Source organism: Luteibacter sp., assembly GCF_036499525.1.
GTDB lineage: Bacteria > Pseudomonadota > Gammaproteobacteria > Xanthomonadales > Rhodanobacteraceae > Luteibacter.
On sequence record NZ_DASYDO010000031.1, the window covers coordinates 20,203 to 34,526 of the forward strand.

Sequence of the window (14,324 nt, forward strand, 5' to 3'; positions counted from 1 at the left end):
GGATTCCCCTACCACTGACCACGGATGCCGAACATGAACATACGCTCGGAGAATGTCGAGTGCCCGGGCTGGCCCGGCCACACCAGGTAGTAGCGCTGGTACTCGTTCGTCAGGTTCGTGCCGTTGAGGAACACTTCCAGCTGCTTCGCGAACTTGTACGAGATGGACGCGTCGATGTACTTCTGCGGCGCCTCGTACATCTCCAGCCCGGTGATGCCACCGACGCTATCGGCCACCGCGCGCCGCGAGCGATAGTTGTACGCCACGCGGGCCTGGAAGCGGTCGTCCTGGTACCAGAGGATGAAGTTACCCGATTTCTCGGAGTTGTCCTGGAACGGGATCTTCTTGCCGGCAAGATCCTTTTCTCCGGATTCGCTGGGCGCGTACGTAGCATTCAACTCCATGCCCGTCTTCGAGAAGATGCCCGGCAGGAAGGTGAAGCCCTGGCGGTAGTCGAACTCCGCACCCTTGATGCTGTTGCCCGTGCCCTGCACGGGCTCGGTGATCACGATGCAGTGGTTGCGCACCACGCCATCTTCGTCGGGCAACGTGCAGTTGGTGACGCTGCCGTTCTTGATGAAGCTATCCACGTTGATGCGGAACAGCGCGAGGCTGACCATGCTGGTGGGATTGATGTAGTACTCCGCCGAGGCGCCGAAGTTGGTGGATCGCCAGGGGTCGAGGTTCGGGTTGCCGCTGGAGGTACCGTTGGCGACGCGGAAGATGGGCCCATCGGGCGTCTCGGACAACGAATAGTTCAATTGCAGGCCGCCCCCCCAGGTACTCAGGTCCAGCGGCATCATGTTCTTCGAGTAGGCCAGGCGGAACTTCAGGCTGTCTGTCACGTCCAGGGCGAAGTTCGCCGACGGCAAGACATCCTGGTACGAGCGCTTGGTGATGTCCCTGCCCACGTCCTCCGGCTCGTTGCCGTAGGCACCCGGGTCGCCGCTGAGGTGCTGTGTCACGTCGAGCTTGCTGCGGATAAGACGCACACCGACGTTGCCGCTGTAGTTCATGTCACCGATCATGCCGTTGAAGTCGCCCTGCAGGTAACCCGACAGTTCCTTCAGCCGCACGCCCCATGTGGTACCGGGTTCGGCTACCCGTACGGTATCGGGGTAGAGCGATTTCCAGTAAGCCTCCGGGTTCTTCATGGCATCGGGATCGATCGCCCAGAAATTGATGCCGGAGCCGAGCAGGTTGTTATAGGCCTTGAAGTTATTTGCCAGCGGTCCGGCGGTCTTCGGCATGGAGAGGGCCGACAGCGGACCGGCGCGGAAGTAGCCCTGGTCGTTGCCGGCCGTACACGACCCGCTGTTCAGCACCACGTCGGCGCCGACATAGCGCACCAGGCAGCCGTTCGGGTCGCTTGCGCCCATCCCGGCGTATACCGGCGTCTCGAATGTCCAGCCGTCATTGCTTGCATCGCGGATGCTGTTGCGCACGCCGAACTCAAGCTTGAACCCATCGTCGAAGTCGAACTTGCCGTCGAACCGCAAGGCGTTGAGGGCCACCTCGCGATCGTAGTTCCCCGACGACTCGAGCGTCTTCATGGTCCAGGCGTTGGGATCGGCGAACGCCGCCGCGAGCTCGGCCGGCGTGCTGATCTTCAGATAGCGACCGCGGAAGTCGGCGACGATGGGAATCGTGTTCTGCGGGATGCCCGTGGGGTTGAACACACGGTTGCCGCCCAGTTCCCCGGGATACACCATCGTCCCCGTTGGCACCGCGTCGTCAGGCACGCCGTCCTTCAGCACATTGGGCCACAGGGCACCGTCCGAATCGGAGATGTTGACGTCGGTTTCCTGGAGCGACTGCGACGCCGTGTCGTGGATGCCGCGAAGCGAGCCGGTGAAGGGTCCGCCGTTGTCATAGTCCAGCTGCAGGTTCAGGTTCTTCGCCACGGAGAACTTGCGGATCATCGAGGAGTACGACTCCACGTCGCCCGGCCACTTCTGGTACACCTTCGTGGTGTAGATGTTCGACCCTTCCCAGCCGGGTTCAGGCGTGCCGTACGACCCAAGCGCCGGGTGGCCGGTATCCTGCGACTGCAGCGGCACGTACGTGGCGCCCTGCCAATTGGTGGAGTTGAACTGGACGCCGACGTTCCGGTCGAATTCGTGCTGCTGCGAATAGAAGTAGTCGCTCGTCAGGCTGAAGCCATTGCCGATGTCGAACTGGAAGGAGGCGTTGCCCGACTTCCGCTTGCGCTGGGTGATGATCTGGTTGATGCCGAAGTTCTGGCTGCCCATGAAGACGCCGTTGGACTTGCCGTCGCCGTTCACGTCCACGCTGCCGTCGGCGTTCTGCACGATCTGCGACGGGATAGGCGCGTCGTTCCACGGCGTGAGGAAGCCGTTATAGCCACCGGCACTCGCGGCATTCTCGCCATTGAGCACCACGCCGTACTGATCCAGGCCTTCGGTGGAGTTCATGCGCCGGGTATCGGAGTAGTCACCCGATATCAGGAAGCCCCACCGGCCGCTGTCGTTGTACGAGATGAGGCCATTGGCCTCGGGGCCCGTGTGGCTCGTGGTCGAGCCTCGCTCGCCGTTGGCCGAGTAGCTGTATGTGAAACCGGAAGGCAGGTCCCAGGGGCGGTAGGTATGCAGGTCGATCGCACCGCTGATGCCCGCATCGGTTTCGTTGGCGGTCGCCGATTTGACCACGTCCGCGCCATGGAACAGCGTCGACGGCAGCATGCTGAAGTCGGGCTGCTGGGAGTCGATCTGGTCCGCGGTGATGAACACCTCGCCGTTGAGCATGGTGCCGACCTGCGGCAGGCCGCGGACATCCACCGACGTGCCCACGCCCGCGTCGCGGTTGATCTGCACGCCGGTGATACGCTGGAGCGAGTCGGTGATCGTCGTATCGGGCAACGCGCCGATGTTCTCGGCGGTAATGCTGTCCTGGATCCTGTCAGCGTCGCGCTTCACGTCGATCGCCTTCATCTGCGACGCGCGGACACCGGTGACGGTGACGCCCGACAGATCGACGGCACTCTTCGCGGCGTCGCCTTCCTTGCCGCTTCCCTTTTTTGCCGCGGCCGGCGGCGGCGGCGCTTGCGTGGTAGCCGCCTGGGCGGGTTGCCCGTCCTGCTGCACGTCGAAGAAAGTGGAAGCGCCCGCCGACGTCGAGGCGACGGCCAGCAGTGTCACCGTGATGGCGAACGATAAAGGATGTTTGCGAAGTGCTGTGGACATGGGCCGTGACCTCGTGACTGTTGCCTATCGGGAACGCGTAATGCCCGGCCCCGCCCGAAGACGCACGCCGTTGTGCTGCCAATGCTTGTTTTCCCCAACCCCCGGTGCGCCCCCGCGCACCGCCCTACTTCGAGAACGAAATCTTTCCCAGCGCCCACTGTCCCTTGCGTGGGTCGCCCGTTGCAAAGACACACAAGGCATGCACATCCGCCGCGATAGGCGCGGAGAGGTTGGCCTCCAGGTGCACTTGCCCGCCTGCTGGCGTGGCGCGGCCAAGCGGCAACGTCGCAAGCCGCGGGCCGTCGCAACTGTTCCCGCGGATCTCGATGGCGTCGTCCGCACCGTGGCTGCCACGCACCACGGCGCCGCGGGCTTCGTCGCCGTAGCGCCACGGCAGCTTTTCAGCCGTCACGGTGACGCGGGCTGCGCCTCTCACGTCCGCCATCGGCCACATCCAGCAGGCGTTGCCAATCTCGACTGCGTACACCGGACTCGTACCACGATCCGGCCTGGCACCTTGCAGGCGCGACGACGGCTCGCCCGAGCAGGTCGCCAGCGCGGCGCTGTCACGACTCAATAGCGTGGCCTCGTCCAGCAACGTCGAGCGGGCCGCGGCAAGCACACCGCCGTCCGGAGCGAACGTGGCGGCTCGCAAGGTGGTGCCTGCGGGCAACGCGAGTGGATGCGTATACGTCGCGGACGCCGCGACAGGCTCCGTGCCATCGGTGGTGTAACGGATGCCGCTCCCATGGACCTGGTTGTCGAGCACGACGCGCATCGCGCCATCCGCAGCACGCGACATCTCGAACGTCGGCGCGAACGCGCTATCCGCGGCATCGATGCCCAGCGCGCGATAACGGGACATTTCGGCGGGGAGGCGCGCCAGGAAGCCGTTCCAGTCGTGCGCGGCCGGCGGTGACCAGCCGAGCTCCGCCAGCGCGGCGATGCGCGGGAACGTGGCGTGCTGGTCGTGCGCGAAGGTCAGCATCTGCTCGGCCCAGAGGCCGCCCTGCACGCCGATGATGTGCTTCGCTTCGTCTGCACTGGTGCCCGCAGGTACCAGTTGCGCGTCATAGGCCTGGCGCGGCGTCACCTCGGGCGGCGGTCCGGCCCATTCGTCCGGAAGCCCGGATTGCAGGTGGTCGAAGTACAAGGATTCCTGCGGCGTCATGACCACGTCGTGGCCCTGGCGCAACGCGGCAAGCGCCACGCGCTCGTCGTGGTCGCCGTGCCAGGACATCACCACCTGCGCGCGGGGCAGCGCGACGCCGGCGGCTACTTCGTCGTCCCAGCCCACCGGCGTGCGGCCGTGGTCTACGAGGTACGTAGCGACCCGCTGCATGAACCAGCCTTGCAACTCGTCCATATTGGCGAGCTTCAGCGCCTTCATCTGCGCATTGACCTCGGGCGAGGCATTCCACTGCTGCTTATCCGCCTCGTCGCCACCGAAGGAGACGTAGCGCGAGGGGAACAGGCGCATCACCTCGTCCATCACGTCAGTGACGAATCGCAGCGTCTTCGCATTCGGATTCAGCAGCCAGGGGCTGACGCCCCAGTTGGTCCACACGGGCGGGCGCTTGCCCGTCACGCCCAGCCACGGGTAGGCGGCGATGGCGGCCTGCGAGTGCCCGGGAAGATCGATCTCCGGTACGACCTCGACGTAACGTTCTGCGGCATAGCGCACAATGTCGCGGACTTCCGCGGCCGTGTAGACCTTGCAATAGGGCTTGTCCCGCGCGCCCGACACTTCGCTGTCGTTGCCCACGGCCTCGCGGCATGCACCTTTCGTGGACAGTTCGGGATAGGTCGGTACGGGCAGGCGCCAGCCCTGGTCATCGGTGATGTGCCACACAAGCACATTGAGCTTGTCGAGCGACATCCAGTCGATCAGCCGCTTGATCTCGTCGGCGCTCTGGTAGTGCCGGCTGGAGTCGAGCAGCAGGCCACGCCACGCGAAGCGCGGGTGATCCTCGATCGTGCCGTAGGGCACGTGTGCCGTGGCTCCGCGCGTCCAACCCGGCTGTGTCAGCAGTTGCCACACCGTCACGCTTCCGTAGAACGCACCACGGGCGGTACGGGCCGAGACGACGATGCCGTGCTCACCCACGTCTATCGCATAGCCTTCATCGCCCACGACAGCCGCGTCTGGACGAACGTCGAACGTCACCGCCGCTGGAGCCGCGCCGCTCGTGGCTTTACGCATCGTCAGCCCGCGCACGTCGGCGACGCGCCGCATGAAGTTGTCCACCACAGCCGCCGTGGCGGCGTCGTTGGTTCCGCGCACGGCAACGCCTGCACCGTCGCCAATGTCGACCGTGCCGGTACCAGCCGGCCTCACCACGGCGGGCACGGGCACGAGCGACCACGCGGATGCGGCGAAAGCATTCGTCGCGAGCGCGCCGATGGCGAAGGCCGCACATGCCATGACGATGCGGCGGATACGTGTCGTCAGCGCGCCCGGCTTCATGCGGCAGCACCCGCGAGGGTCGTGGCGCCAGAAGGTGCACGGTGACGGGTGTACCAGCGGGCGGCACCCTGCACACCATGGCAGCCGTGCTCGGTAACCCACACGGGCACCTGGGCCAGCAAGGCCCGCACGCTACGTCCATGCAAGAAACGTTCTTCGAACGCGCTGCGCCTGAGCAGGTCGAAAATGGAGGACAGGAAGCCGCCGGCAAGGAAAACGCCGCCGGTCGGCATGGTCGTCATGGCGAGATTGCCGGTGAAGCTGCCCAGGGCTGCGCAGAACAGCTCCACCGCCTCCACGGCATGGCGGTCGGCCTGCGCCTCGGCTGCCAACGTGACGGCCTTCGGCGTCGCCAATACCGGCGCCTCGCCATCGAGTGCGCACAGCGCTTCGTAGACGGTCAGCAAGCCCGGCCCCGACACGATGTGTTCGACGGGTACATAACCACCGTCCGGCGCCAGCCAGGCCAGCACTTCGCGTTCGCGCAGCGAGTGGGGTGCAAAGTCCATCTGGCCGGCTTCCGTCGTGAAGATCGCCGCATGGGGCACGCCGGGCACATACGCGGCCGCGCCCAACCCCGTGCCCGGACCGACTACCAGTGATGGCCCCGGGCCACGAGCCGCCGGACCGCACAGATGCCTGCCACTCGCGGCCAGCGGCCCTTCGATAGCGTAGGCCAGGGCTTCGAAATCATTGAGGAGCGCCACCTCGGTCAAACCGAGCGTCGCGCGCAAGGCATCGGGCCGGATCGGCCAGGCGAGGTTGTCGTTCACCACCTCGTCGCCCATCACCTGGCCGGCGCATGCGAGCACGCAATGCGAGACCGGCGTGCCCACCTCGGCGTCGATGAATGCCTGGAGCAGCGCGGCGAGCGAGCCGAACGCGGCGCAGGAGTACACGCGATAGGCGAGCGTCTCGATGGCGCCCGACCCGTCGTTCGCGGCGCGCACGAGCGCGACGTGGCCATTCGTGCCGCCGATGTCCCCTGCAATAAATTGCATCCCCCGACTTCCCCCCGCTTTGGACCAAAAGCGCGAATCACGCCATCCAGGGTGCCCCCGCACCGGATTCGACATCAGGGTGGGACGGGACTGACACCGGTGTCAAGGCGCGCCGCAACAGGGCCGGGCTCGTGATAGCGTGCCGCTGCGCTCACGAACTACGCGCACTCCAGTTCGCTCCGCAATCCTGAGGCCAAAGCGCACCGTCACTTCACGAAATAACGCCGCCACAGATAAATGGGCGCCCCTGCAAGCAGCAGCACGGCACCCCACATCAAGGTCTCGGCGCCCGTACCGATCAGCGCCCAAAGGCTGAAGGCCAGTGCTCCTACGGCAATCCATCGACGCCACCTCCTGGCGGTAGCGTCGATTCGCCACCACGCGAGCACCGTGACGAGATAGGGAACCAACGTAGCTGCGGTCGACAGCAGGATGGTAAACGTGAAAAGCGCCACCAGCGTGCGGCTGTAGTTGGAGGCGATCAACGCACTCGCGAGAATGCTACTGATCAACAGGCCGATCCACGGGGTGCCGCGCTTGTCCAGTCTGGCGAAGACTGCCGGAAACAGACCATCCTGCGCGGCTGCCAGCGTCGTCTGCGCCTGCAGCAGCACCCACCCATTGAGTGCACCGAGACACGAAACGGTGGCGACTACACCGATCGCGACGCCGGCCGCGTCGCCCCATACGCGCCTTGCCGCCTCCGCCATCGGTGCCGCCGACGTGCGCAGTACATCGGCGGGAAGCATGCCAATGACCACGGTACACGCCAGCATCGTGGCGAGCCCCGCGATCGCCACGCCGACGATGGTGGCGCGCGGCACCGTACGTTGCGGGTCTTTCACGACATCGGTCGGAACGGTCGCCGTTTCCAGCCCGAGAAACGCCCAAAGCGTCAATGCGGCGACGGAGGAAGCCACCCTCACCAGGGGCAGTCCGCTGGGATTGAAGGGCTCGAAGGCGCTCCTGTGCACCCAGCCCAATCCCACCAGGCCAAAGACCACCAGCGGCACCAGCTTGAGCAATGTCATGACGATGGCGGTGCGGCCCGCTTCGCGCACGCCAGACAGGTTGATGGCCGTGCAGACCCACAATGCACCCAGCGCGCACAAGGCACTGCGCAACGGCGTGGCCGTTGCCGCCGGCCACACCGAGCCCAGGCTGCCGGCGAACGCCACCGCGATCGCCGCGTTGGCGGACCATACGCAGACCCAGTAACTCCACGCCACGATGAATCCGACACGGTCGCCGAAGGCGGTTCGCGCATAAGCGTACGCACCGCCGTGGTTGGGAATCAGTTGTGCCAGCCGCGCATACACCAGGGCCAGCATCAGTGCGCCACCCAGGCTGATGCCCCAGCCGATGAGGCTTGCAGCACCGAAAGGTGCCAAGGCCGCCGGCAAGACGAACACACCTGATCCGATGATGTTGCCGATCACCAGGGCGATCAGCATCCATTGCCCGAGGGCCCTTCGGTTGTAGCTCATGCGTTCGCGAGCGAATCGCGGTAGGCACGCCTGACCATTTCATGGAAATGATGGACGGCGTTCTCGCGCAATGGATTCAGTCGCCCGGCTTCGTACGAACCGGACGCGAGCCCTCGCTGCACGTCTTCGCAGATGGTGACGTCTTCGTCCTGAACCTCGTCACTGAAGGCGATATCCCGCTCGCGCCGTGACAGTGCTTCGGGGCTGCTGTCCGGCGCGTAGTAGAAGTCGAACACCACCCGGCAGCGATCGACACCCAACGGCAGGACACGGTTGGTCTGCAGCCGGCCGGGAAGAATGTTGAGCATCGCGTTTGGGTACAGGAAGTAGTACAGGGCCTCGCCGCTTCCGTAGAGGTCGTCGCCGCTTTCCAGCGGGCTGAACTGGAACGAATACCACTCGGCGGTCTCGGTGATGTAGCTGCGATAGTCGAGAAGGCTGTTGAGCCCCGGATGGATGTGCGGCACGTGGTAACCCTCCAGGTAGTTATCCACGTAGACCTTCCAGTTGCACGCAACGTCGTATGCGACGCGATGATGGAACTGGTAATCGTGCAGTGTCCGGTTCTGCCCAAGCCGTTCATCAATGCCCGCGACGAACTCATCGAACGGCGGCGCGTCGCCAATGGCGACGAAGACCAGCCCCTGCCACAGGTGCACGCGGACCTCGGGAAGACGGATGTCCGCAGGATTGAAGTCCGGGGTACGCCCCATCTCCGGTGCACCGCGCAGCACGCCGTCCAGGCCGTAGGTCCAACCGTGATAGCGGCAGCGGAGGTGCTTCGCCCCCTGACCGTCGCAGCTGGCGATGGGCCCGGCACGATGCCTGCATACGTTGTGGAAAGCACGGATGCTCGACATGTCGCTGCGCACGACCAGCAGGGGCAGCCCGGCGATCTCGGTGACCACATGATCGCCCACCCCTGCCAGTTGCGACTGGTGGCATACCAGCTGCCAGCTCCGTGCAAAGATGGCCGAACCATCTACTCCCGGCATGCGCAAGTCGGTATAGAAGCGGGCCGGCAGGGTCAGCGCATGGTCGAGTTCCTGCGGGGTGAGTGCATCCGGTGAAAGCAGCTCGGTCATGGCGGGTACTGGGCAACGGCGATAACCGAGTATTCATCCAACCGCGGTGCAGCATCAACTCGCGCGGGGGAAGTAGTTCATGGGCCGATCAGTGATCTGCCTACTCGGTTCGCACAGGAATGTCGGGCCTTCCCAACCATTGGAGCACCCGGCGTATCCACATGCCGGCTGCGTTCGGATTCCACACGAACGTAGCCACGCTTTCCGGCGGCATAAGGTATTCGAAGTGGAACTGGCCTTGGTCGACCGCGACGGTACGCGCGCTCTTGCGGATGTTCACCATCACCAGGACAACCGAGCCGTCCGTGGCGTTCTCGAACGCCACGTTGGCGATACCCTTGTCGGCATCGGTGTCGGTGGATTGCACACGGGCGGCGCCGGGCAGCACGAACCGGCTGAAGTGGGCCAGCGCATAGTACTCGTCGGTGCGAGTGATGGCGCCGGTTCCCGAGTCGATCGTTATCACGCCATTGCAGAGCGTGCAACCGCCGAAGTGCGGACCATGGGTCTCGTCCAGGGCCAGGTTCCAGTAGATGACGCCGCGCGCCCACTGCCGCGTACCGGTCACCAACAGGTTACGGGCGAACCAGAGCAATTCGCCGTTCACGCTCAACGGCCAGTCACCCCCTGAACACTCAGTGATGAAAGTGTCCTTGTCGGGGTGATCGCGGTGTACGCGCCCCTGCGCATGCTGGCTGCCTTCGTAACAATGCCAGGCTACGCCGTCGACATAACGAGCGGCGGCGGAACTGGCCAGCACGGCCAGTGGCTGCTCGGGGTGGCTCCAGTTGTGGTCCCAATCGAGAATGCGCGTTCGGGACCTGCGCTTCGCCAGCTTCGGACCGAGGTAATTCGCAATGATGCGCGCCCGCGTCTCCGGGCCCATCAACATGCCGGGATAGCTGATCGGCGAATAGCCCGGTTCGTTCTGAAGGGTCAGCGCATAAATGGGAATGCCATGGCCACGGTATGTGTCCAGGTACTTGATGAGGTAATCCGCGTAGGCTTCCTCGTGCTCCTCCAGCAACTCCCCGCCGATCAGGTTCTGGCTGTCCTTCATCCATGCGGGCGCGCTCCAGGATGAAGCCACGATAAGCAGGCCGGGGTTGATCGCCAGGATGTCGCGCACCGTCGGAATCAGGTCCTGCAGATTCGGCGCGACATTGAAATAGCGCAGCTGCGGATCGGATTCCCCGAAAGGAATGTCGTCCAGCGTATAGAGGTTCAGCGAAAAGTCCGACGCGCCGATGGTCAGGCGCATCATGTTGAAGTTCAGGTTGGGCGGCGGTCCATACAATTCGCGAAACAGGGCCTGGCGCTGTGATTCGGTCAATCTGTTCCGGATCAGCCACGCCGACGCATCCGTCATCGCCGCCCCGAAGCCGGTGATGGTCTGGTACTTCGCATCGAGGTCGATGGTGATGTCCGCGGATGTCTTGCCCCGGGCGCTCATGACGATGCCCGGCTGCGCTGCCAGCTTCTGCCGGTGGTCCGCGGTGCTCAGCCAGACCTCGACGGCCGGCATGATCGGCTGTATCGCGGGCGTGGCCGCCCTGGCGGCCAGCCTGGACTGCTCGAGGCCCGGCGCGTAGAGAGCTGCCAGGGTCAGAAGGGAAATGAGGGCGACGAAGATGGCGGCGACCCGGCCGGAATCCGGTCCTCGCTCATCCATGGCGCGCGCCGGCCTGGTTGCTCACATTGACAGTCACTTCGATCACGGCCGAAGCATAGCGAACCAGGTAACTTTACGCAGCGAGGATCGCCCGCATTTCGCTGACGAGGCACACGCTATTCCCCGGGTAGCTGGCGGTACGTAATTTTGCCTACCCCGGACCGAATTGCTTGCGATACGTCGCGGGCGGGACACCGAACGCCGCAGTAAACCGCTGGCGCAAGGACACCGCGGAGCCGAAGCCCACCCTCTCGGCGATACCGTCGATGGGCGTCCTGGTGGTTTCCAACAGGCGCTGTGCGGCGATCAGGCGGTGATGGACCAGCCACTTCGCTACCGTCGTGCCGGTCCTGGCCCTGACCAGGCGCGCAAAATGTCGCCTGCTCATGAGGGCACGCGCTGCCAGCGAATCGATACCATGCGGCTGCGCCTGGTGCTGGAGGGCCCAAGCCAGTACCAGGTCCACGGCGTCGGCCTGCTCCGCTTTGGACACGGGCTGTTCAATGTATTGCGCCTGACCTCCGTGGCGGTGCGGTGCCACGACCAGCCGCCGCGCGACACGTTTCGCGACTTCGGCTCCGTGATCGCGACGAAGCAGGTGGAGGCAGCAATCGACCGCTGCGGCCGTGCCGGCCGAGGTCAGGACATCACCATCGTCCACGTACAGGACTTCGCGGTCCAGTTTCACGTCCGGATGCATGCGCCGGAAATCGTCAGCCCATACCCAATGAGTACACGCCCTGCGGCCGTCCAGCAATCCGGCCTCCGCCAGCACGAACGCCCCGAGACAGAGTCCGACCATGCGAGAGCCCCGCACATGGGCCTTCCGCAGAGCGTCCAGCAAAACATCGGACGGGCGTTCTCCAGGATCACGCCAGGCAGGCACGACAATCGTTTGGGCTTGCTCCAGGACCGAAAGATCATGCTCGACGTGGATGCCGAAGCCGGACATCGTCTGGATTCGTCCAACTTGCTCGGAACAGACCATGATCCGATACCGAGGTGTGTCGAGCCGGGAAAGGCCATCGCCGAATACGAGGCAGGGAACGGCAAGATGGAACGGGCTGATCCCTTCGAATGCGATGACCGCTACCGTGTGGTCGAATCCAGACATGCTTGTTGTGACTACGATTCAGGATGGCCCGAATCTATCAGTTTATGTCTCGAATCGTGCTTTCGCTCGAACGGACTGAACGTCCAGACTTGGTTCCGTCCGATGTCGGACGCGAACCCCAAGGAAAACTCTCCCGTGAATCGCTTGCCCGCCATTCCATTTGCCCTAGCCGCGTTCTTTATTTCCGCTCCGATGCTCGCGTTGGCACAGCCCAAGGGCGCGGCACCGGCGGCCGCTCTCGTACGGTCCTTCCCTGCGAAAAATCTGAAATGGATCGAAATCGCGGGCACGGGAGGCATCAAATACGCGAACGTCAGCGGCAATCTCACGGGCAAAGGCCCTTACGAGGCTTTCGTGACCTTTCCGGCCGGAAAGGCCAACCCGTTCCACCTGCACACGCAGGCCCTTCCGACGGTGGTCATGAAGGGTACCTTCTACGCCGTCATCGACGGTAAGCGCACCGAGTATCCCGCCGGCTCGTTCTATCGGTTACCCGCCCGGCTGCCGCATTACAGCGGTTGCGTCGACGGCGAGGATTGCCTGCTGTTCCAGTACCAGGCGGACCATTTCGACCTGGTGCAACTCGACGAGGTTGAGTAAGAGCTAGCGTAGAAACAGGAATAAATGGTTCACGGTGCGATCCCCCAGGGCGTAGGGGACGTAGATGACCGGCGTTAAAGGATCAGGCGGTCCCGTCCACCCCGGGCCGTACTTTTGCCGCATGCTCTACAGCGTTTCGGGTAACCACGCCCACGCGCAGGCCCATGGGTTTCAGTAGCTTCGCCACCGTGTCCAATGTCGGACTCTTCACTTTGCGTTCGATGTCCTGGAGTCCGCGCGCCGACACACCACACAACTTCGCGTACTCCGCAATCGTCAGGTGAAGCGTGGTGCGGACAAGGCGGATCACCTCGGGCACCGGGCGACCAGGATTCGCCTCGATGTCCGCGATGAGGGCGCGGCGCACGTCCATCTGCTCGCGACTGGTCAACGGCCTGAAGCGTTTGTCCACGTCACAAGGCCTCGAGCTGTGCAACGATGCCGTCGATGGCGGCCCGCTGCATGTCCATCACTTCACGGTCCACTCCGCTGTCCAGTGCGTATTCCCGCAGGCTCCGAAGTGACGGGATCATCTCGGCTAATGCGCTTGCCAGTATGCCGCCGTCGATACCAGTCGCTTCGGTGGTTTGCCGAATGACGCTTGCCCACCGCGGGAAGCCGTCGTCGTCTTCCTTCCAACGCATGCGACGGGCAATGCCATCCGGATGCAACATCATCGGGACGAAATCGAACAGTGGTGTGAGCCCGATATAGCCGTCCGCACGCCGCTGGATGGCTGTGTTTCGCGCATGATTGTCTTTATTCCCCAGTGCCACGTTCGCTACATCGCGGCGCAGGTACTCGGCGATATCGCGTTCGCCATGCGTGCAAATCCGGGCAAGCCGGCCGACTGCCGTGTTGTGCGGTGGCGCGAGGCCGAAACCCGCCAGTCCGCAGACGGATGCAAGGCTTTCCTGCGCGTGGTGCACCACGCCGGCCTCGGTGACCTCCCGGTCAAACCGGGGAATGAAGAGCGTACGCGGGCCCCCTTTCATGGGCCCATGAACATCGAGACCAAGATGGCGCGCCAGCTCCATATAGGGCATTTCGAGGCGAAGGATGGTGGCCAGGGCCGCGTTCGGCCCGCGCGAAAACTTCACCAGCCAATGGGTAACGGCATCATTGTCTGGCAGTGCGTGGTCCAGGTAGTAAAGACCATCGCGCGCTTCGGTGAGGAGAATTTTCGGCCATTCCCCCTGGACGCCCGAAGATCCCGCGACGAACAAGCCATGCCTGGCGAGATGCTCGGTGAAAGCTTCGCCACGCTCGACGATTTCGTCCAGAGTGAACCCACGGCGGTCCGAATCCGCATGTTCCATAAGGCGGTCTGCAGCCTCTCGCACGCGGATATTGCCGATCGTGTTGCCCGCACCGGCCAGCAATAGCCGCCAGTCGGCAGACGCGCCCGTCGTTTCGGACATATCCAGCCGGCGAAGCAGTTCCTGCCTGCCATACCCCTGGGGCAGCAGGTCGGTGAGGAATGGCGGCCATGTGGTAGCAACGGTCTGCTCCAGTGTGACGGGGAAATTTACCGTCAGTGCGGACGCATCCGTCCGCCCGGTGTAGTCCAGGGCATAGGACAACTCGTAGCCTAGTTCCGTACCGGTTTCCCAGCCCCGCTCCTCGGGGCCACGCAGATTCAGGGATGCTGCGTGACGCCACGCGCCTTCGATGTGGACCTCAAGGTGGGCTTCT

The 14,324-nt window shown here is 64.2% G+C and carries 10 protein-coding genes; 1 reads left to right on the top strand and 9 read right to left on the bottom strand.

Going from position 1 to position 14,324, the window contains the following annotated elements:
• Positions 1 to 8 precede the first annotated feature (8 nt).
• The 7 genes from VGM71_RS06505 to VGM71_RS06535 all read right to left on the bottom strand — a co-directional run bounded on the left by VGM71_RS06505 (position 9) and on the right by VGM71_RS06535 (position 12,029).
• Entirely contained in the window at positions 9 to 3,203 is a 3,195-nt protein-coding gene (locus tag VGM71_RS06505) for a TonB-dependent receptor (protein WP_331543193.1), read from the bottom strand.
• A 124-nt stretch (positions 3,204 to 3,327) separates the two neighbouring features.
• Entirely contained in the window at positions 3,328 to 5,670 is a 2,343-nt protein-coding gene (locus tag VGM71_RS06510) for a beta-N-acetylhexosaminidase (protein ID WP_331543195.1), read from the bottom strand.
• A complete protein-coding gene (locus VGM71_RS06515; RefSeq protein ID WP_331543197.1) occupies positions 5,667 to 6,671 on the bottom strand; it encodes a glucokinase in 1,005 nt (334 codons plus the stop codon). The genes VGM71_RS06510 and VGM71_RS06515 overlap by 4 nt, the downstream gene beginning before the upstream one ends.
• A gap of 206 nt (positions 6,672 to 6,877) precedes the next feature.
• Entirely contained in the window at positions 6,878 to 8,158 is a 1,281-nt protein-coding gene (locus VGM71_RS06520; RefSeq protein ID WP_331543199.1) for an amino acid permease, read from the bottom strand.
• Entirely contained in the window at positions 8,155 to 9,243 is a 1,089-nt protein-coding gene (locus VGM71_RS06525; RefSeq protein WP_331543201.1) for an aromatic ring-hydroxylating oxygenase subunit alpha, read from the bottom strand. Before VGM71_RS06525 ends, VGM71_RS06520 begins: the two co-directional genes overlap by 4 nt.
• Positions 9,244 to 9,343: 100 nt before the next feature.
• Positions 9,344 to 10,915, bottom strand: coding sequence for a glycoside hydrolase family 30 protein (locus VGM71_RS06530; RefSeq protein ID WP_331543203.1), 1,572 nt, complete (start codon positions 10,913 to 10,915; stop codon positions 9,344 to 9,346).
• Between the two features lie 151 nt (positions 10,916 to 11,066).
• A complete protein-coding gene (locus tag VGM71_RS06535; RefSeq protein WP_331543205.1) occupies positions 11,067 to 12,029 on the bottom strand; it encodes a GlxA family transcriptional regulator in 963 nt (320 codons plus the stop codon).
• Positions 12,030 to 12,221: 192 nt separating this feature from the next.
• On the opposite strand from VGM71_RS06535, the gene VGM71_RS06540 reads away from it, so the two are divergent.
• Positions 12,222 to 12,629, top strand: coding sequence for a cupin domain-containing protein (locus VGM71_RS06540; protein ID WP_331543249.1), 408 nt, complete (start codon positions 12,222 to 12,224; stop codon positions 12,627 to 12,629).
• Between the two features lie 82 nt (positions 12,630 to 12,711).
• On the opposite strand, the gene VGM71_RS06545 is transcribed toward VGM71_RS06540, so the two are convergent.
• Positions 12,712 to 13,041: a helix-turn-helix transcriptional regulator gene (locus tag VGM71_RS06545; protein WP_331543207.1), complete on the bottom strand. Its 330-nt coding sequence runs from the start codon at positions 13,039 to 13,041 to the stop codon at positions 12,712 to 12,714.
• Position 13,042: 1 nt separating this feature from the next.
• Positions 13,043 to 14,212 (bottom strand): type II toxin-antitoxin system HipA family toxin, encoded by a 1,170-nt coding sequence (locus VGM71_RS06550; RefSeq protein ID WP_331543209.1) that lies wholly within the window; start codon positions 14,210 to 14,212, stop codon positions 13,043 to 13,045.
• Positions 14,213 to 14,324: the final 112 nt, after the last annotated feature.